Source organism: Ruegeria sp. BC1, from assembly GCF_056539305.1.
This window is the reverse complement of sequence record NZ_JBQFUT010000008.1, coordinates 221300-239502: the sequence shown is the minus strand read 5'-3', so window position 1 is coordinate 239502 and position 18203 is coordinate 221300. Positions and strand designations below refer to the sequence as shown.

The 18203-nt window shown below is 59.4% G+C and carries 19 protein-coding genes; 13 read left to right on the top strand and 6 right to left on the bottom strand.

Features of this window, described 5'->3' with window-relative positions; all coding sequences use genetic code 11:
• Positions 1 to 21: 21 nt before the first annotated feature.
• The gene (locus ACR0IY_RS17485) at positions 22 to 1131 is read right to left on the bottom strand and encodes a CaiB/BaiF CoA transferase family protein (RefSeq protein WP_480675532.1); all 1110 of its coding nucleotides are present in this window, start codon (positions 1129 to 1131) and stop codon (positions 22 to 24) included.
• A 171-nt stretch (positions 1132 to 1302) separates the two neighbouring features.
• On the opposite strand from ACR0IY_RS17485, the gene ACR0IY_RS17480 reads away from it, so the two are divergent.
• The 6 genes from ACR0IY_RS17480 to uvrC all read left to right on the top strand — a co-directional run bounded on the left by ACR0IY_RS17480 (position 1303) and on the right by uvrC (position 7999).
• On the top strand, positions 1303 to 2232 hold the full coding sequence (locus tag ACR0IY_RS17480) for an ABC transporter ATP-binding protein (protein ID WP_480675530.1): 930 nt from the start codon (positions 1303 to 1305) through the stop codon (positions 2230 to 2232).
• Entirely contained in the window at positions 2229 to 2990 is a 762-nt protein-coding gene (locus ACR0IY_RS17475; protein ID WP_480675528.1) for an ABC transporter permease, read from the top strand. Before ACR0IY_RS17480 ends, ACR0IY_RS17475 begins: the two co-directional genes overlap by 4 nt.
• Positions 2991 to 3104: 114 nt before the next feature.
• A complete protein-coding gene (locus ACR0IY_RS17470; protein WP_480675526.1) occupies positions 3105 to 3902 on the top strand; it encodes a S49 family peptidase in 798 nt (265 codons plus the stop codon).
• Between the two features lie 168 nt (positions 3903 to 4070).
• Positions 4071 to 5033, top strand: a complete 963-nt coding sequence (locus ACR0IY_RS17465) for a calcium/sodium antiporter (protein ID WP_480675524.1) — start codon at positions 4071 to 4073, stop codon at positions 5031 to 5033.
• A 21-nt stretch (positions 5034 to 5054) separates the two neighbouring features.
• Complete coding sequence (locus ACR0IY_RS17460; protein ID WP_480675522.1) at positions 5055 to 5834, top strand: SDR family oxidoreductase; 780 nt, start codon at positions 5055 to 5057, stop codon at positions 5832 to 5834.
• A 290-nt stretch (positions 5835 to 6124) separates the two neighbouring features.
• Positions 6125 to 7999 carry an excinuclease ABC subunit UvrC gene (gene uvrC / locus ACR0IY_RS17455; protein ID WP_480675520.1) on the top strand — a complete coding sequence of 625 codons (1875 nt, stop codon included), beginning with the start codon at positions 6125 to 6127 and terminating at the stop codon, positions 7997 to 7999.
• Here the strand turns inward: uvrC and ACR0IY_RS17450 are convergent.
• A complete protein-coding gene (locus ACR0IY_RS17450; RefSeq protein WP_480675518.1) occupies positions 7996 to 8880 on the bottom strand; it encodes a DMT family transporter in 885 nt (294 codons plus the stop codon). The genes uvrC and ACR0IY_RS17450 overlap by 4 nt on opposite strands.
• 181 nt (positions 8881 to 9061) lie before the next feature.
• Here ACR0IY_RS17450 and pgsA point away from each other — a divergent pair, with 181 nt between their 5' ends.
• The 3 genes from pgsA to ACR0IY_RS17435 are packed head-to-tail and all read left to right on the top strand — an operon-like array spanning position 9062 to position 10427.
• Complete coding sequence (pgsA, locus tag ACR0IY_RS17445; protein ID WP_480675516.1) at positions 9062 to 9730, top strand: CDP-diacylglycerol--glycerol-3-phosphate 3-phosphatidyltransferase; 669 nt, start codon at positions 9062 to 9064, stop codon at positions 9728 to 9730.
• A 3-nt stretch (positions 9731 to 9733) separates the two neighbouring features.
• Positions 9734 to 9979: a molybdopterin converting factor subunit 1 gene (gene moaD / locus ACR0IY_RS17440; protein WP_480675514.1), complete on the top strand. Its 246-nt coding sequence runs from the start codon at positions 9734 to 9736 to the stop codon at positions 9977 to 9979.
• Positions 9980 to 9983: 4 nt separating this feature from the next.
• A complete protein-coding gene (locus tag ACR0IY_RS17435; protein WP_480675512.1) occupies positions 9984 to 10427 on the top strand; it encodes a molybdenum cofactor biosynthesis protein MoaE in 444 nt (147 codons plus the stop codon).
• Positions 10428 to 10454: 27 nt separating this feature from the next.
• Here ACR0IY_RS17435 and ACR0IY_RS17430 read toward each other — a convergent pair whose 3' ends face one another.
• From ACR0IY_RS17430 to ubiA, 4 genes are all read right to left on the bottom strand, one after another.
• Complete coding sequence (locus ACR0IY_RS17430; protein ID WP_480675510.1) at positions 10455 to 11273, bottom strand: isocitrate lyase/PEP mutase family protein; 819 nt, start codon at positions 11271 to 11273, stop codon at positions 10455 to 10457.
• Positions 11274 to 11345: 72 nt separating this feature from the next.
• Complete coding sequence (locus ACR0IY_RS17425; protein WP_480675508.1) at positions 11346 to 11666, bottom strand: hypothetical protein; 321 nt, start codon at positions 11664 to 11666, stop codon at positions 11346 to 11348.
• A 1-nt stretch (position 11667) separates the two neighbouring features.
• Positions 11668 to 13584 carry an OmpA family protein gene (locus ACR0IY_RS17420; protein WP_480675506.1) on the bottom strand — a complete coding sequence of 639 codons (1917 nt, stop codon included), beginning with the start codon at positions 13582 to 13584 and terminating at the stop codon, positions 11668 to 11670.
• A 64-nt stretch (positions 13585 to 13648) separates the two neighbouring features.
• Positions 13649 to 14611: a 4-hydroxybenzoate octaprenyltransferase gene (gene ubiA / locus ACR0IY_RS17415; protein WP_480675504.1), complete on the bottom strand. Its 963-nt coding sequence runs from the start codon at positions 14609 to 14611 to the stop codon at positions 13649 to 13651.
• Positions 14612 to 14623: 12 nt separating this feature from the next.
• Between ubiA and ACR0IY_RS17410 the strand changes: the two genes are divergently transcribed.
• The 4 genes from ACR0IY_RS17410 to ACR0IY_RS17395 all read left to right on the top strand — a co-directional run bounded on the left by ACR0IY_RS17410 (position 14624) and on the right by ACR0IY_RS17395 (position 18155).
• The gene (locus ACR0IY_RS17410; RefSeq protein ID WP_480675502.1) at positions 14624 to 15349 is read left to right on the top strand and encodes a 16S rRNA (uracil(1498)-N(3))-methyltransferase; all 726 of its coding nucleotides are present in this window, start codon (positions 14624 to 14626) and stop codon (positions 15347 to 15349) included.
• Positions 15346 to 16194 (top strand): GNAT family N-acetyltransferase, encoded by an 849-nt coding sequence (locus tag ACR0IY_RS17405; protein WP_480675500.1) that lies wholly within the window; start codon positions 15346 to 15348, stop codon positions 16192 to 16194. The genes ACR0IY_RS17410 and ACR0IY_RS17405 overlap by 4 nt, the downstream gene beginning before the upstream one ends.
• Complete coding sequence (locus ACR0IY_RS17400; protein WP_480675498.1) at positions 16191 to 16718, top strand: hypothetical protein; 528 nt, start codon at positions 16191 to 16193, stop codon at positions 16716 to 16718. Before ACR0IY_RS17405 ends, ACR0IY_RS17400 begins: the two co-directional genes overlap by 4 nt.
• 66 nt (positions 16719 to 16784) lie before the next feature.
• On the top strand, positions 16785 to 18155 hold the full coding sequence (locus ACR0IY_RS17395; RefSeq protein ID WP_480675496.1) for a glutamate--cysteine ligase: 1371 nt from the start codon (positions 16785 to 16787) through the stop codon (positions 18153 to 18155).
• Positions 18156 to 18203: the final 48 nt, after the last annotated feature.

Below are 18203 nucleotides of genomic sequence, written 5' to 3'. Positions count from 1 at the left end.
AATTCATCCCCCGGGATACTTTCAGTCAGATGAAGGGGCGGATCGGCGTGGCGCGTCGAGCTCGGCAAGAATGTCCAAGCTGTGCTCGCCACGAGTTGGACTTGGTTTCGGATGCCATGAATGGGTGGAGAATCTGGGGGCGGCGGCGGCCTGGAGCGTGCCTTCGATGTCGATCCACGTCTTGCGGGCGGCATTCAAATCGTGGGCCTGCGCCTCTTGTGGGCTTAGAACCGGGGCGACACAGGCATCTGTTCCGGCGAACAGGTGGGCCCAGTGATCGCGCGGCTTAGCGGCGAATATGGCAGCAAGTGAACGGGATTGATCGGGCCAAAGAGACGGATCGAATTGATGTTCAAACATCTTTTCCTCAGACAGGCCCAACACTTTCAGGAACTCGCTGTAAAACTTGGGCTCAAGGCATTGGACGGTGATGAAGCCACCATCGGCACAGGTGTAGGTGCGGCTCCAGTGAGGGCCATCCAACAGGCTCTGACCGCGCGTTTGTGACAGGTTTCCGGTTTGGCGCAGGCTCATCAGCAGGTTCATCATGTGAGCAGAACCGTCGTATATCGCGGCGTCTACAACCGTGCCCTCCCCGGTTTTGCGCGCGTTCATCACTCCGGCCAGAATGCCCGTGACCAGATACAAAGCGCCGCCGCCGATATCACCGATCAGAGTTGCGGGCGGCTGAGGGGGGTAGCCAGGAGGGGACGCATACCAGAGAGCACCTGACAGGGCGATGTAGTTCAGGTCGTGTCCAGCAACGCCAGACAGATGGCCATCCTGGCCCCAACCTGTCATGCGGCCGTAGACGAGCCCAGAGTTCAGGGCGTGGCAGACCTCTGGGCCAAGGCCCAGTTTCTCCATCACGCCGGGGCGAAACCCTTCGATCAGTGCGTCCGCTGTGGTGATCAGGCGTTTGGCCGTATCCAGATCGTTCGCGTTCTTGAGATCCAGAGCGATTGACCGTTTACCGCGATCCAGTACCGAGCGGTCCGGCATGCCCGGCGCAGGGCTGCCCCCTTTGCGGTGGATGGTGATCACATCAGCGCCCAGATCAGCCAGCAACATGGCAGCGAAAGGGCCGGGCCCGAGCCCTTCGATTTCGATGATACGCAATCCGTCCAGCATGGTGCCCCTCCTTTTCGCCGCAGGGTTTCGGGATCGAAAGTGAATTGCAAGACCGCTGACGCCTTGAACGACAGAATCGCCACTCGCAAAAAAGCGCATGCTCCTGTGCGAAATTGACCTGTTCTGCGCCGTGTCGGCGAGGTAGGGTCGCCGCCAGAACAGGGAGCACGCATGGCAACTATTTTGTCCATCAAGGATCTGCGCAAATCCTATGCTGACGGGTTTGAGGCGCTGAAAGGCGTGTCGCTGGATATTGAAGAAGGCGAGATACTGGCCCTGTTGGGACCGAACGGTGCGGGTAAGACGACGCTGATATCGACGGTCTGTGGTATTACCACTCCGACTTCTGGCGAAGTAACAGTCGGTGGTCATGACATCCAAATCGATTTCCGCGCCGCGCGTCGGATGATCGGGCTGGTGCCACAGGAAATTGCGCTGGAACCGTTTGAGAAGGTCTGGAACACGGTGCGCCTGTCGCGCGGACTGTTCGGATACGGGCGCGATGACGCCCGGGTAGAGGAAATCCTGCGCAAGCTGTCCCTCTGGGACAAGCGTAAAAACGCGATCAAGGAATTGTCCGGTGGGATGAAGCGTCGGGTGCTGATCGCCAAGGCCCTGGCGCATGAACCACGGGTGTTGTTTCTGGACGAACCGACTGCTGGCGTGGACGTCGAACTGCGCAAAGACATGTGGGAGATCGTGGCCGAGCTTAAACAGGCTGGCGTCACCATCATCCTGACCACCCATTACATCGAGGAGGCCGAGGCCATTGCCGATCGGGTCGGCGTGATCGACAAGGGTGAGCTTCTGCTGGTGCAGGACAAGGACACGCTGATGGCGCAGATGGGTAAGAAACAGCTCGAGGTGATGCTGAACGAACCCATCGAGACCATCCCCGACAGTTTGGCAGAGCACAACCTTGTGCTGAACGGTAATGGGGACGCGTTGGTCTATACTTATGATACCCACGCTGACCGTACCGGAATTACGACTCTGCTGAACGATGTGGCGCAAGCGGGGCTGGTGTTGCGCGATGTGCAGACCCGACAGTCGAGCCTTGAGGAGATTTTCGTAAACCTGGTATCCGGAGAGCCCGCATGAACTGGTCCGCGATTGCTGCAATCTACCGGTTTGAGATGGCCCGGTTCTTCCGAACGTTGGCGCAGAGCTTTCTGTCGCCCGTGCTGTCGACATCGCTGTACTTCGTGGTCTTTGGCACTGCCATTGGCAGCCGAATTCAAGAGGTCGAGGGGGTATCCTACGGTGCCTTCATCGTACCTGGGCTGATTATGCTGTCGGTGGTGATGCTGGCGATTTCCAATGCATCCTTCGGGATATATTTCCCCAAGTTTCTCGGAACCATATACGAGCTGCTCTCGGCCCCGGTGAACTTTATCGAGATTGTGATCGGTTATGTCGGCGCGGCGGCGACAAAGGCGCTGTTCGTTGGATTGGTCATTCTGGTGACCGCCTCGTTCTTTGTGGATTTGCGGATCGAGCACCCGTTTGCCATGGCTGCGTTTCTGATTCTGACCTGCCTCAGCTTTTCCTTGTTGGGGTTCATCATCGGTATCTGGGCCAGCAATTTTGAGCAAATGTCTCTGGTGCCGCAACTTGTAGTCACCCCCCTGATCTTTCTGGGCGGGACGTTCTATTCCATTTCCATGCTGCCGCCGTTCTGGCAGACCGTCACCCTGTTCAACCCGGTCGTCTATCTGATTTCGGGCTTTCGCTGGTCGTTTTACGGGTTGGCGGATGTGCCGATCGGATTCAGCCTGTTGGCCATTTTGGCCTTTACTGGCCTGTGCCTAGGCATCATCGGGTGGATCTTCAAAACCGGCTGGCGCATCCGCAGCTAAGCGCCGCCTGGGCGTTGCATTTTTGCCCACCGCCTTCAGGAAATGTGTTCACGTCGCGTCTTAGGACAAGGCGGTCCCTTGTTTACCGGATGGGCGCACTCTACATCGGCTCCCATGAAACTCAGCCTGCCGTTTCTCAAAAAACAACCTTGCGTGGCCGTTGTGCGCCTGTCCGGCGCCATCGGAATGGCCGGGCGCGGGTCGATGTCCGACACCGCGCTGGCGCCCGTTCTGGAGAAAGCCTTTCGCAAGGGCAAACCCGCAGCCGTCGCGCTTGAGATCAACTCGCCCGGCGGGTCGCCTGTGCAAAGCTCTCTGATCGGTGCGCGAATCCGACGTCTGTCGGATGAGTTGGACATTCCGGTTATTGCCTTTGTCGAAGATGTGGCCGCCTCGGGTGGCTATTGGCTGGCCGCGGCTGCAGACGAGATTTATGCCGATGACAGTTCGGTTCTGGGCTCGATCGGGGTGATCTCGTCGGGCTTTGGTGCGCATGTCTTGCTGAAGCGGCAGGGCATTGAACGGCGCGTGCACACGGCGGGGCAGTCGAAATCCATGCTGGACCCGTTTGCCCCGGAAAAGAAGGAAGACGTCGCGCGGCTGGAAGGCCTGCTGGCGGACATCCATGAGAACTTTATCACCCATGTCAAAACCCGACGGAACGGTAAGCTGGACGAAAGTCAGGACCTTTTTACGGGTGAAATCTGGCTGGCCCGTCGCGCGCAGGAACTGGGGTTGATCGACGGCATTGCGCATTTGAAGCCGAAAATGCAGGACCGCTTTGGCGACAAGGTCAAGTTCCGCCGCTATGGCATGCGCAAACCGATCTGGTCGCGGTTCGGTGCGTCGTTGGCGCAGGACGCTATCGCCGGGCTTGAGGAGCGTGCGGCCTACGCGCGTTTCGGTTTGTGACGTGATTATCAAGATCGTAACCCTGTTTCTGATCGCCATGGGAGTCCTGGCGATGTTCGGTAAGCTGCGCTTTCCAGGGCAGAAACGGTTGCAATCTGCAAGATGCCCGCGCTGCGGGCGGTTCAGGATCGGCAAAGGCCCCTGCGCCTGCGAAAAAGGAGGCCGCTCATGATGCCGTGGCTGCTATCCGCTCTGGGATTGCTGATCCTGTTGTTGGCGGGCGACGCGTTGGTTCGCGGCGCGGTCAATCTGAGCCTGCGGATGGGCGTGCCTGCGCTGATCGTCAGCCTGACGATCGTCGCCTTTGGCACTTCGGCCCCGGAATTGCTGATCGCGATCAGCGCGGTCAAGGAAAACGCTCCGGGAATCGCCCTGGGTAACGTCGTCGGGTCAAACACCGCAAATATCCTGCTGGTTCTGGGGCTGCCCGCCTTGCTGTCAACACTGCACACCAGTGAATGTAACAGTCGCAGAAACTATGTATTCATGTTGCTGGCCTCGGTTCTGTTCATCGGGTTGGCTTTCTGTGGCGTGTTCAATCTAGTCAGCGGAGCCATCCTGCTGGCAGCATTGGGTCTTGTTCTGTGGAATGCCTTCCGCCAAGCCCGCGCCCACCGCAAAGCCTGCGGTGAAGCCTGCGCCGGTGACGATGAGCTTGAGGGTCTGGAAGAGGCTGACCCTAACATGGCCTATTGGAAGATCTCGATCTATCTGGTGCTCGGCCTGATCGGTCTGCCGATGGGGGCGCATCTTCTGGTCGAAAACGCCACCGTTATTGCCCTTACCTACGGCGTCAGCGAAACGGTGATCGGCCTGACGCTGATCGCGGTCGGGACATCGCTGCCCGAACTGGCAACCACCGTTATGGCAGCGCTGCGCCGACAGGCCGATGTGGCACTGGGCAATGTAATCGGATCGAACATGTTCAACCTGCTGGCCATTGTCGGTATTGCGACGCTGTTCGGTCGCATCCCGGTAGATCCCGAATTTCTACGGTTCGACCTGTGGGTCATGTTGGGGGCGTCTCTGTTGCTGATCCCGTTTGTGTTCTTCAAACGCGATATCACGCGCGTCTGGGGTTTGGTGTTGACGTTACTGTATGCGGTCTATGTCATCGTTTTGCTGGTGTGACGTGACGAAGAGGGACTACTCATGACCCGAGCCTTAGTGACCGGAGCCGGAATTCGCCTTGGTCGGGCTATGGCGCTGTATTTGGCGAAACGCGGTTATGATGTGGCGGTGCATTATGCAACGTCCGAGACGTCGGCGCTGGAAACAGTCGCCGAGGTTAAGGCACTGGGGCGCAATGCGGTGGCCTTGCAAGCCGATTTGCTAGACGAGGCCCAGGTTCAAGCCCTGCTGCCGCGTGCTGCCAAGGCGCTGGGTGGACCGATCACCTGTCTGGTGAACAACGCCTCGGTTTTTGAATACGACAACATCCGTACGGCCACACGGCAAAGCTGGGATCGTCATCTGGACAGCAATCTGCGCGCACCTTTCGTTCTGACACAGGCAATGGCCGAACAGGGGCTGGAGCCCGGTACGGACGACGCGGGCGAACCAGTGGCTACAGCGTTGATCGTCAACATGGTCGACATGCGGGTGCGCAAGCTGACGCCCGAGTTCATGTCCTATACCATCGCCAAGATGGGGCTGTGGGCGTTGACCCGCACAGCAGCGCAGGCGCTGACACCCGCAATCCGGGTCAACGCCATCGGGCCCGGGCCGACTATGCAGGGCCATCGACAGAGCGAGAACCACTTCAAAGCCCAGCGCGCAAACACGATTCTGGCACGCGGATCGAACCCTTCGGATATCACTGCTGCGCTCGGCTATTTTCTGGACGCGCATGCAGTGACCGGGCAGTTATTGTGTGTGGATGGCGGGCAGCATCTGGGTTGGCAAACACCGGACGTTCTGGGCGTAGAATAAGCAAAACTGGTGCAAGTTTTGCACCGCTCGCATTCCTGTTACCTGCGCGTTACAAAAATGTCTTTTTTTTCATATACTTGTCTTGTGCAGAAAAATAATACATTTAAAATCAATACGTTATATAAGTGCCTATTTTTTGTGCAGATCAAGGAATTGGCAAGGAAACAAGGGAAAATCGCGATCCCCAGAAACTTATCTGCATAGTTATCCACAGAAACCGTGGATTTGTTTTCTCTTGATCTGGGGCGCTCAAGATTGCAGCCATGGTCAGAGAATCATATCTCTGACCCATGACCACCCAAGACGACTCGAATTCGGATATCCAGCCAACAGGTTATGCCTGCATTCAGCGCTTTGTGAAAACGCTGGACAGTTCGCCAGGTGTGTACCGGATGCTGGATGCAGACAGCCGGGTTCTATACGTGGGCAAGGCACGGAACCTGAAAGCGCGTGTGTCGAACTATGCGCGGCCCGGCCATTCGGGCCGGATCGAGAAGATGATCGCCTCGACCGCCTCGATGATGTTCCTGACGACGCGGACCGAGACCGAGGCGCTGCTGCTGGAACAGAACCTGATCAAGCAGCTCAAACCCAAGTACAACGTGCTGCTGCGTGACGACAAAAGCTTTCCCAATATTCTGGTCGCCAAGGATCATGCCTTTCCGCAGATCAAGAAGCATCGCGGCGCGAAGAAGGAAAAGGGTGCCTATTTCGGCCCCTTTGCCAGCGCCGGTGCGGTGAATAGGACGCTGAACCAGCTGCAAAAGGCGTTCCTGCTGCGCAATTGCTCGGATTCCATGTTCGACAGCCGCACGCGGCCATGTCTGCTGTACCAGATCAAACGTTGCTCGGGGCCGTGTGTCGGATTGATTTCCGAGGCGGATTACCGCGAAAGCGTCAAAGATGCCGAACGGTTTTTGTCGGGCCGCTCGACCAAGGTCCAAGAGGAACTGGCCGAGCAAATGATGGCCGCCTCTGAGGCGATGGAGTTCGAGCGCGCCGCCGGTTTGCGCGACCGTATCCGGGCGTTGACGCAGGTACAGTCCAGCCAGGGCATCAACCCGCGCGGCGTGGCCGAAGCGGATGTGATCGGCCTGTATATGGACAGCGGTCAGGCCTGTGTGCAGGTGTTTTTTATCCGGGCCAATCAGAACTGGGGCAACAAGGATTTCTATCCACGCGTCGGCCCGGATGTTTCCCCGGCAGAGGTGATGGAGGCCTTCCTGGGCCAGTTCTACGACAACAAGGAACCGCCCCGGCAGTTGATCCTGTCGGACGGGATTGAGAATGCTGATCTGATGCAGGAGGCCCTGACCGAAAAAGCGGGCCGCAAGGTGGAAATCCTTGTGCCTCAGCGCGGGGAAAAGCAGGAGCTGGTCGCAGGGGCCTTGCGCAACGCGCGCGAGTCGCTGGCCCGGCGCATGTCGGAAAGTGCAACTCAGGCCAAGTTACTGCGGGGCGTGGCCGAGGCGTTCGATCTGGATGGACCGCCGAACCGGATCGAGGTTTACGACAACAGCCACATCCAAGGCACTAACGCGGTTGGCGGCATGATTGTCGCCGGCCCCGATGGGTTCATGAAAAACGCCTATCGCAAGTTTAACATCCGCGGCGACGACCTGACGCCGGGCGATGATTTCGGCATGATGAAAGAGGTGCTGACCCGCCGCTTTACCCGCCTGCAAAAGGAAGACCCGGATCGCGACAAAGGGCTGTGGCCCGATCTGCTGTTGATCGATGGCGGTGCCGGGCAAGTCAGTGCGGTGCAAGAGATCATGACCCAGCACGGCGTCGAAGATATTCCGATGGTTGGCGTCGCCAAAGGGGTCGACCGCGACCACGGTAAGGAAGAATTCCATCGCACCGGTCAGCGACCCTTCGCTCTGAAACGAAACGACCCGGTTCTGTATTTCATCCAGCGCCTGAGGGACGAGGCGCATCGGTTTGCCATCGGTACGCACCGCGCGAAGCGCGCCAAAGCAGTTGGCGCAACCCCGCTGGACGAAATCCCCGGTGTAGGGGCCGCGCGCAAACGCGCCCTGCTGGCGCACTTCGGTAGCGCCAAAGCGGTCAGCCGGGCCAATCTGGCGGATTTAAAGGCCGTGGATGGTATCTCGGCCGGTCTGGCGCAGAAGGTTTACGATTTCTTCCACGACAAGGGCTAAGCCCGCCGTCCGCGCCACAGGATATACAACCCCGATGCCACGATCAGCGCGCTGCCGATCCACATGGTCTGGTCCAGCCGCTCGCCGAAGATCGCGATGCCCAGTGCGACGCCAAACAACAGGCGCGAATAGCGGAAGGGTGTGACGGCAGAGACTTCACCCGTGCGCATCGCTTTCATCAGCGAGGCATAGGCGGCCGTGCCCATGAGGATAGCGCCCGCTAATTGCAGGCCGGTATGCAAGGTCATAGGTGCGAGAGGCACGCCTTCCCAGAACCGATAGGCGACCCCAGCGATCACGACGCTAAGAAACCCGTAGAACCCTAGTATTTCGGTTCCCAACGTCGCAGGTGCGGCTCGGCTGGCCAGATCGCGCCCGGCAAAGCCCAGCATGCCCAAAACAGCGAGGATGGACAGGGCCGAGAAGCTGTCCTCGGTCGGTTGTATGATGATGACGACCCCGGTCAGGCCAATCAGGATCGCACTCCATCGCCGCCAGCCAACGGTCTCGCCAAAGAACAGGGCTGCGCCAGCAACCACGACAAGGGGCGTCGCCTGAAGGATTACAGTGGCCGAGGACAGCGGTGTCAATGTGATGGCCAGCAGATAAAACAACCGTCCGAGGATCTCGAACAGCATCCGGACCTTCATCGGGGGCGACAAAACATCAGGGTGAAACAGGTCGCTTCCGCGCACCAGCGCAGTGCCCGCAAAGATCGCGGTGCCCCCTGCGCCAAACAGGATCAGAACTTGCCACACGGGAAGCGTTCCCGCCGCGCCTTTCAGCAGCGCGTCCTCCAACGCGAAAAGCGCCATGCCTGCGATCATCCAAGCGCTGCCGATCAAGTTGGATCGTGAGTCTGTTTGAATGTGTGTTGCCATGTCTTCAGTCGCCTTCGGGGTTGGGCGCCAACCTGACCCCATAGGGGCCCGGTGCCAAGGGGGTGCGTCAAATTCTCTGGCGCGTGGGCGGCAAAGCGGCGGCGCTGCAACTGTCTGTGTTCGGGTCAGTTTTTTGATTGGCCGCCTTTTATGTCCGCGACCGCCGATGTAGTGTCGGCCCATGAAGTGGAACCTACCCAATATCCTGACCGTGCTGCGCCTGTTGGCGGCCCCCGGTCTGGCCGTAATGTTTCTGTATTTCTCACGCCCTTATGCGGACTGGTTCGCCCTGATCCTGTTCCTGTCGGCCGCGATAACCGACTGGTTCGACGGATATTTGGCGCGCGCGTGGGGTCAGGAAACCAAAATGGGGGCCATGCTGGACCCGATTGCCGACAAGGCGATGGTGGTGATCGCGCTGATGATTTTGGTCGGTTATTCGGCGGAACATTGGACGCCCTGGCTGGTCTTGCCCGCAACCGTGATCCTGTTCCGCGAGGTGTTCGTCTCGGGTCTGCGCGAATATCTGGGTGACGTCGCAGGTACGCTGAAGGTGACGAAGCTGGCGAAATGGAAAACCACTGCTCAGATGGTGGCGATCGCGGTTCTGTTCTCGCAAGGGATATTCGAGCATTATTTCGTGATGGGTACGTTTGGCATGGACCCGGATCTGATTGACAAGGTCCTGACCGGCCAGACCGAAGATGTGAACGGGCTGCGCTGGCACCTTGAGGGAATGTTCTGGTCGGGTCGCATCGGTCTTTGGTTGCTGTGGATTGCGGCCACGCTGACATTGATCACAGGCTATGACTACCTACGTAAAGCCATGCCCCACCTGAAGGAGAACTAAGCGATGGACGTGCTGTATTTCGCCTGGGTGCGCGAACGTATCGGCCTGCCGAAAGAGAAGGTTGAAACACAGGCCGCGACGGTATCCGATCTGGTGGCCGAACTCAGCGCCCGCGAAGACCGGTATGCTGCTGCTTTTTCCGACCTGTCCGCCCTGCGTGTGGCGTTGGATCAGGAGCTGTCGGATTTTGATGCGTCGCTGGCCGGTGTGCGGGAAGTGGCCTTTTTCCCGCCTATGACTGGCGGCTGACACCATGCGCATAGCGGTTCAGGAAGCAGAGTTCGATCTGGGCGCCGAGGCCAACGCTTTTGCCAATGGCGATGACGCGAACGGGGCGATTGTGACCTTTACTGGCGTGGTGCGTGATCTTGCTTCGGGCGATCTGGATGTGATGGAGATCGAGCATTACCCCGGCATGACCGAGCGAGCGCTGACCAAGATCGCCCAAGAGGCGCAGACGCGCTGGTCACTGGGCGACGTGTTGGTCATCCACCGGTACGGGCGTCTGGCGCCGGGGGATCGGATCATGATGGTCGCCACCGCTGCACGGCATCGCAAGGATGCCTTTGAAGCGGCGGAATATCTTATGGATTACCTGAAATCCCGCGCGCCGTTCTGGAAGAAAGAAATCACCAAATCAGGCGCCCAATGGGTCGCCGCCAAGGACGAGGACGAAGACGCGCTGACCCGCTGGTGAGTTTGTGTGCATCCTGCCGAACTGTTTTCAGTTCATGAGCTTGCCCATTTCGGCATCGGGAATCGCGTTAGCCGAATAGCGGAACGTTCCATTGGATTTGACTTCGTTAGCTGCGCGTCGCAGTGCGCCAAAGGCCGTGCGCGCAAATGAGCCGCCGACGCTGACGCGCCGGACACCTGCATCCGAAAGCTCCGAGACCGAATAGGTTGGCCCATTTAGCCCCATAACGACATTCACCGGCTTATCGACTTCGCGGCAGACGGTTCGAATCGCCTCTAAATCCGGCAGGCCGGGGGCGTAAAGAACTTCTGCACCTGCTTCGGAAAATAGCTGCAATCGTCTGATCGTGTCACCTAGATCCGGGCGGCCCCACAGGTAGTTTTCGGCGCGTGCAGTTAACAAAAAGTGCAGGTCCGCCGCCGTTTCCGCCGCCGCCTGAATACGGTCAACCGCTTGGTGCAAGTCATAGATTGGGGCATCGGGATTGCCTGTTGTATCCTCTATGGACCCGCCAACCAAACCGAGTTCTGCCGCCATGCGAATGGTATGGGCGCAGGTTTCCGGCGCGTGCCCAAAGCCACCTTCAAGGTCAGCGGAAACGGGCAGGGCGACTGCGTTGACGATCTCTGCGGCATTATCCAGCAGTTCATCCCTGGTTAGGTCCGCGCATGAATCGCGTTTGCCTTTCGAATAGGCAAATCCGGCGCTGGTCGTTGCCAAAGCCTCAAAGCCCATACTGGCCAGCAGCCGCGCAGAGCCCGCGTCCCAGGGATTGGGGATGACGAAAGCCTCAGGTCCTGAATGCAGGTTTCTGAAGCGTTCGAATTTCTCTCGTTGTTCTGACATTGGTCGCCCTCATGATTGTGGTGACATTACCGCGATGAGAACATAATGAGAACGAAAAATCGATTCCTGTCTTTAGTCGGCGTTGTTGATGCGTCCGCGCAGTTCTTCGGCCTCCTGCCTTGCGGCGCGCAATCCGTCCATGGCCGCGGACAGTTCCGCTTCGGCCTGGGTCAGTTGGTTGGTCAATTCCGCCTCGCGCTGTTGCAGGTAGGTAATCGCCTGATCCCGGGTTTCTTCGGCCTCGTGAAGCTCTTGGCTCATACGGTCCAGATCGGCGACGTCGCTTTGGCGAACGCGTGATAGGCGGTGGGCCAGCCAGTTCGCGAACCATCCCATACAGAAGGCCCCGAACAGGATGATGGCGGTGGCGATGATGAATTCGATTCGGTTCAACTTACTGGTCCCCTGCATCCGCATCTGATGCGGTCGTGTCCGCCTCTTCGGCCTTAATCGTTTCCGCCTCCAGCGCATCCAGCCCGGTTTCCGAGCCCTCGACTGGCTCGGGCCGGATCAGCCGGAATTCGATACGACGGTTTTCCTCGCGGCCTTCTTCGGTGTCATTGTCGGCGATAGGTTGCGTTTCGCCATAGCCCACAGCGGTAAAGCTGGAGGTCGGCACCCGACGCCCGCGCAGTTCATTGAGGATGGATTGCGCCCGCGCCTGGCTGAGCTGCTGGTTCATCTCTTCGCGGCCCTGACTGTCGGTATGGCCCTGTATTTCCATCCGAATAGGCCCGCATTCCCGCAGAATATCGGCAATCTGGTTCACCGTATCGCGTGAATCAGTGGCAACGGTGGCCGAACCCGGTTCGAAAGCGATTTTGGAGCCGGTTTGAACTTCGGCAATGCGTTCTTCGCAGATCTCGGGATCGGGCAGTTTGTCGGCGGGTTCGGGTGGTTCCTGATAGGTGATCGACAGGGTGAATTCCTGCGCATCCCCAAGTTTTTCCGACAACAGGCCCGCAATCAGAGCTTTCGTATCGGGGTCATGGCTGACACCGCTCAGCTCAAGATCGTCCGGTGTGACCGTCAGCGCACCATTGTGCAGCTGGGCCAGCGCTTCAAGCCCGGTCAAAACACGTACCGGCCAGCCTATGGGTAGATCCTCGGGGGCGATGCGGGTTGCGGTATGGACCACTTCGGAACCGAAGGCCGCGCGGGCATAGCTGTCGACCATGTCGCGCTGGGTCTCATCCCCCAGACGCCCGCGAATCTGCACCAGGCCCTCGGGGCTGCGGGTGGCTGTGAATTCGGGCGGGCCGGCCTCGGCGTCGGTTTCAGGCGGCGGCAGGATAGCATGCAGGGCAAAAACCGATGGCAGGGCGTTCTCAAGCTCTCCGACCACGCGGTCGAACAGGCCGGAGTCGGTGCCTTCTGCCGCGGCCAGAGTGATATCCGCGTCCGACATCGTGACCGATCCGCCGCCTAGCTCGGCCAACGCCTGAATGCTCAGTGTGGCGGCTTCGGGCCAGCGGGGGGATGGGACACCCAATCCGATGGTGCAGCTGTAGGGTTCGGTCATACCGGCCTCCTGCGCAGCCGCTACGATAGCATTGCGGGCCTTTTCATCCTGTGCCGAACACGCATCGAACTGCCCGCCATCCTCATCAATCAAAAAGCGCAGAGTAAAGGGAGTGATCACCGGGCGTGGGGCCGAAATTGCCAGACCGATCCGCAGGCTGGGCGGCGCGGCCCGGGTGAGGCTCTGTTCCAGCCGTTCTTTTTCCTGCTGACTGTCGGCAATTGCGGTGATTTTGACCAGGCCGGGGCTGGCCGAGATCTTGGCGCGGGGCAGCCGGGCCAGCGCGTCGAGGGCAAAGGTGATCGCGTCGTCCCAGCCCTTGGGTTTAGGGTAGTCGGCGGTTTCCATCAGGTCCGAGACGTCTCCGCCTCGGTCCAAGTTGCTTAGCCGCTCCATTAGCGCCTCACGGTCTTCGCTGGCCGGGATCAGACCGATCACCGAAATTCCAGTGTCATTGCGCAAGATCTCGGCAGAAAATCGGGGCGGTGCCAGTTCGGTCGTTGGTGCCACTTGCATCTCGTCGATGACGCGCGAGGTGTCGACCTCGGTGCCTGCGGCCGTCAGGGCGTTGAACCGCGTGGCCTCGTCCGTGGCGGTGCCTGTCAGGACAACTCGTAAACCGTCGGAATGCACTTCGGCCCAGTCATGCCCTTTCAGATCCAATGCGCGGCGTACGGCAAATTCCGAAGATTCTTCGACCTTTGTCACCGCATGACTGGCAGCCAAAAGGCACAGCCCTGCAGACACGAGGAAGATCAGGGCGACAGCAAGGAAATAGGGCAAACGCATGTGCGGGTTATCGACTCCTCAAGCGATTGTGCGAACTCTTACAGAGCCCCGCGCCAAGGTGCAATCAGAGCAACAGTGCGACGCAGAGGAAGATAAGCGGAATAAGGCCAGTATCCCGGTTGGCGCGAAACAGTTGCAGCAGTTTTGCGTTGTCTTCAATGTCCAGCCCGCGCAATTGCCACATCATGTGCCAGCCCATCGCCCAAGGTCCGGCCAGCGCTACGAACAGCGCCATCAGTGATGCTTGCGTCAGAGCTCCTTCGATAATGGCGAGCCCCATCAAAAACACTGTGGCAACAAGGAAATATTTCAACCAGCGTGCCGTGTCGGTGCCAAACAGACGGGCGGTGGATTTGATGCCGATCAGTTCGTCATCTTCGGCGTCTTGATGGGCATAGATCGTGTCATAAAACAGCGTCCACGCGATGCCGGCCAAATAGAGGATGATCGCAGGCGCGCCAACCGTGCCGGTATGTGCAGCCCAGGCCAAGAGAATGCCCCAGTTGAACGCCAGGCCAAGGAACACCTGCGGCCACCACGTGAATCGTTTTGCATATGGGTAGATGGCAACCGGCAGCAATGACAGCACGCCCATGGCGATGGCTGCCTGATTGAAGGTCAACAGAATTGCCAGTGCCAACAGGCATTGCAGGCCCATCCAGATCACCGCCTGACGCACGCTGACCTGACCCGAAGGGATAGGCCGCGACCGGGTGCGTTCGACCTGTCCGTCAAACTCGCGATCGGTGATATCGTTCCACGTACAGCCTGCGCCACGCATCAGAAACGCGCCAATGGCACAGCCGAAGGCAATCCACAGATCCTCCCATCGCGGGGTGCCATCGCTGAGGATAGCCAGCGCGAGCCCCCACCAGCAGGGGATTAGCAACAGCCACGTGCCGATGGGCCGGTCTGCGCGGCTCAGGCGCAGGTAGGGGCGGGTAAAGGCCGGCGCGTGGGTGTCGACCCAATTGCCGCTGACGGCATCGGCGACTTGTCCGTCTGGTGTTGGGGCATTGCCTTGCATATGTAAGGTCTCATGAGTGCAAAGATCAGACTGTATGTAGAGCACCCTTTGGGTCCGGGGCAATCGGTAGATTTGACGCGCGAGCAGGCGCATTACCTGTTCGGTGTCATGCGGCTGTCTGTCGGCGGGCTGGTTGCCCTGTTCAATGGCCGTGACGGAGAGTGGCTGGCCGAAGTGTCCGAGGCCGGCAAACGCAGCGGTGTTCTACGCTGTGTTAAGCAGACCAAACCGCTGCAATTGCCGCCCGATCTGTGGTTCCTGTTCGCGCCGATCAAAAAGGCGCGCACCGACTTCATCGTTGAAAAGGCAGCGGAAATGGGCGCGGCGCGGATCATGCCGGTGCAGACCGAGTTCACCAATTCGGAACGTATCCGTCAGGACCGTTTGCAGGCTCATGCGGTGGAAGCTGCCGAGCAATGTGGCGGCACATTTGTGCCCGAGGTTGGTGATCTGCAACGGCTGGATCGTGTGTTGGATGCTTGGCCCGAGGACCGACAGCTGATGTTTTGTAACGAGGCTGAGGTGGGCTCGGCCCTGCGCCTGGCCGCAAACGAAAAAGACCAACCATGGGCCATTCTGATTGGGCCGGAGGGCGGGTTCTCGGACAGGGAACGCGTGCGTCTGACAGGGTTGCCTTTCGCTCATGTCGTCAGCCTTGGCCCGCGCATCTTGCGCGCTGATACGGCGGCCGTGGCGGCATTGACGATGTGGCAGCAGGCGTTGGGGGATTGGTCGTGACTTGGCGACCGGCCCTTGAAGCAGATGTGCCAAAGATCGACGCGTTTCTGTCTCAGCACATTCAGACCTCGATGTTCCCGCTGGCAAATCTGCGAGATCACGGCCTGCATGGGGCGCATCCTCGTGCGCTGAAACTATGGGTTTTAGGAAACGAACCCCGTGCCATTTTTGGCGTCACAAACGAAGGCATGGTTTTACCGCAATGCCCCGATTGCTCGGACGCAGAGCTTGCCGGTGCGCTCGATCTGATCCGTGGCCACAAGCTCTTCGGCCTGGCCGCAGAGGCCACGCAAGCGCGTCGGATCATGCAGATTGCGGGTTGGGAAAGCCGTCCCGCCACACTGAATAGCGATGAACCCGGTTTCTCATTGGGCCTGCTTGAGTTAATCCTGCCGGACGCCACAGGGGCCGAACTTGTACCTTTGGGCGACGCCGACAGGACAATCATCGAAGAGTGGCGCAAAAGCTATCTGATCGAGGCCATGGATTTCACCCCGGAACGGGCCCAGAAACAGGCCGGTGAGGACTATCTGGCCTATTCCGAAAGAGATTCTCACCGAGTTCTTCTGATCGACGGTAAACCGGTGGCAATGACAGGGTTCAACGCCCGCCTGCCCGAGATTGTTCAGATCGGAGGGGTCTATACGCCGCCCGACCTGCGCGGCCACGGATACGCCCGTCTCGCTGTTGCCCTGCACCTGGTCGAGGCGCGCACTGCCGGCGCGACCCGCGCGGTCCTGTTTGCTGCTTCCGATTCTGCTGCGCGTGCCTATATCGGAATCGGATTTAAACCGGCAGGGCATTACTCGCTGATCCTGTTCACAAACCCCGAGGACACGGCATGAGTTTCATCCGACCCGAAGCCAAACTGACACTGTGGCGCTGGCGCGAAGTATTGGTGGCTGTGGCCGTTCTGCTTGTGGGCCTCAGCTGGATCAGTGGCCCGGGAGGGTTATTGGGATGGTTGGGATGGGTGCTGGTTGCCGTTTCGGTGGCGTTGGCCGTGATCGGTGTGCAGCGCGCCCGTTTTCGTACCGGTGTTGGTGGTCCTGGTGTCGTGACGATTGACGAAGGTCAGATCACGTATCTGGGCCCGCTGGACGGTGGCATTGTCGCAACGCGTGAAATTGAGCGTCTGGCGCTGGACCCGACATCGAAACCCGCGCATTGGGTGCTGGAACAACCGGGGCAGCCGGTGCTTCACATTCCCGTGAATGCGGAAGGGGCCGAGGCGCTGTTCGATGTGTTCTCAAGCCTGCCGGGGTTGAAAACCGAACAGATGCTGGCCGAACTGAACCGTAGCACCGCGCATCCGGTGGTGATCTGGGAACGCACGCCAACACGCCCTGCACACCTCAGGCTGCATTGACACCGGCGCGGTTTGCCCCCACGACTGACCCAACGAAAGACAAATCAGGATCGGAGCACGGGTCACATGTCCATCCCCCAGTCCGGCGGCGGACCGATCGAACGCCACGAACAACTGGCCGAATATCTGGAATCGGGCTGCAAGCCCAAGGCAGATTGGCGCATCGGCACCGAGCATGAGAAATTCGGCTATTGCAAGGACACGCTGAAGCCTCTGCCCTATGAAGGCGAACGTTCGATTCTGGCGGTGCTTCAGGGTCTGCGCGATCTTCACAGCTGGGAGCCTTTGGAAGAAAACGGCAAGCTGATCGGCCTGCAGAAGGACGGGGCCAACGTTTCCCTGGAACCCGGCGGACAGTTGGAGCTGTCAGGCGCGCCGCTTGAGACCATTCACGAAACCTGTGATGAGGTGAACGCGCATCTGCGCGACGTGAAGGACATTGCCGATAAGATCGGTGTAGGCTTCATCGGGTTGGGCGCCGCCCCCATCTGGACGCATGAGCAGATGCCGCTGATGCCCAAGGGGCGCTATCAGCTGATGAACGACTACATGGAAGAAGTAGGCACCATGGGTCGCGCCATGATGCGCCGGACCTGTACGGTTCAGGTCAACATCGACTTTGGCTCTGAGGCCGACATGGTGCAGAAACTGCGCGTGGCGCTGGCGTTGCAGCCGGTGGCGACGGCGCTGTTCGCCAATTCGCCCTTCTTCGAGGGTAAGCCCAACGGCCAGAAAAGCTGGCGCAGCTATATCTGGCGGCATCTGGACAACGCCCGCACTGGCATGCTTCCCTTTGTGTTCGAGGACGGATTCGGGTTCGAACGCTGGGTTCAGTACGCATTGGACGTCCCAATGTACTTCGTCTACCGCGACGGCAAATACATCAACGCGTTGGGCATGTCCTTCCGTGACTTCCTGCAGGGCAAGTTGCCTGCGTTGCCGGGTGAGACCCCGACCCTGTCCGACTGGGCCGACCACCTGACCACTGCCTTCCCCGAGGCCCGGATCAAGAAATTCATGGAAATGCGCGGCGCCGATGGTGGCCCGTGGCGCCGCCTGTGCGCGCTGCCCGCATTTTGGGTTGGCCTGACCTACGTTCAGGGCGCGCTAGATGCGGCCTGGGATCTGGTCAAAGGCTGGGATGCTGAAACGCGCGAAGCGTTGCGGGTTGCCGCAGCCCAAGACGGGTTGCAGGCGCAGGTCGGCAATATCAACATGCACGATCTGGCGCGCGAAGTGGTTGCAATTTCCGAGGCCGGTCTGAAATCCCGCGCCTTCCCCGGTGCCGGGGGGTTGGTCCCGGATGAGACGCATTTCCTGAACGCGCTTAAGGACAGTATAGAAACCGGCAAGGTGCCCGCAGATGAGTTGCTGGATCACTACAATAGTGACTGGCAAGGTGACCTGACACAGATTTATCCCGCCTACAGCTATTGATCGCCCCCAGCCGCTTGCATTTGCGGGGCGAGGCCGATAGCAGGTTCC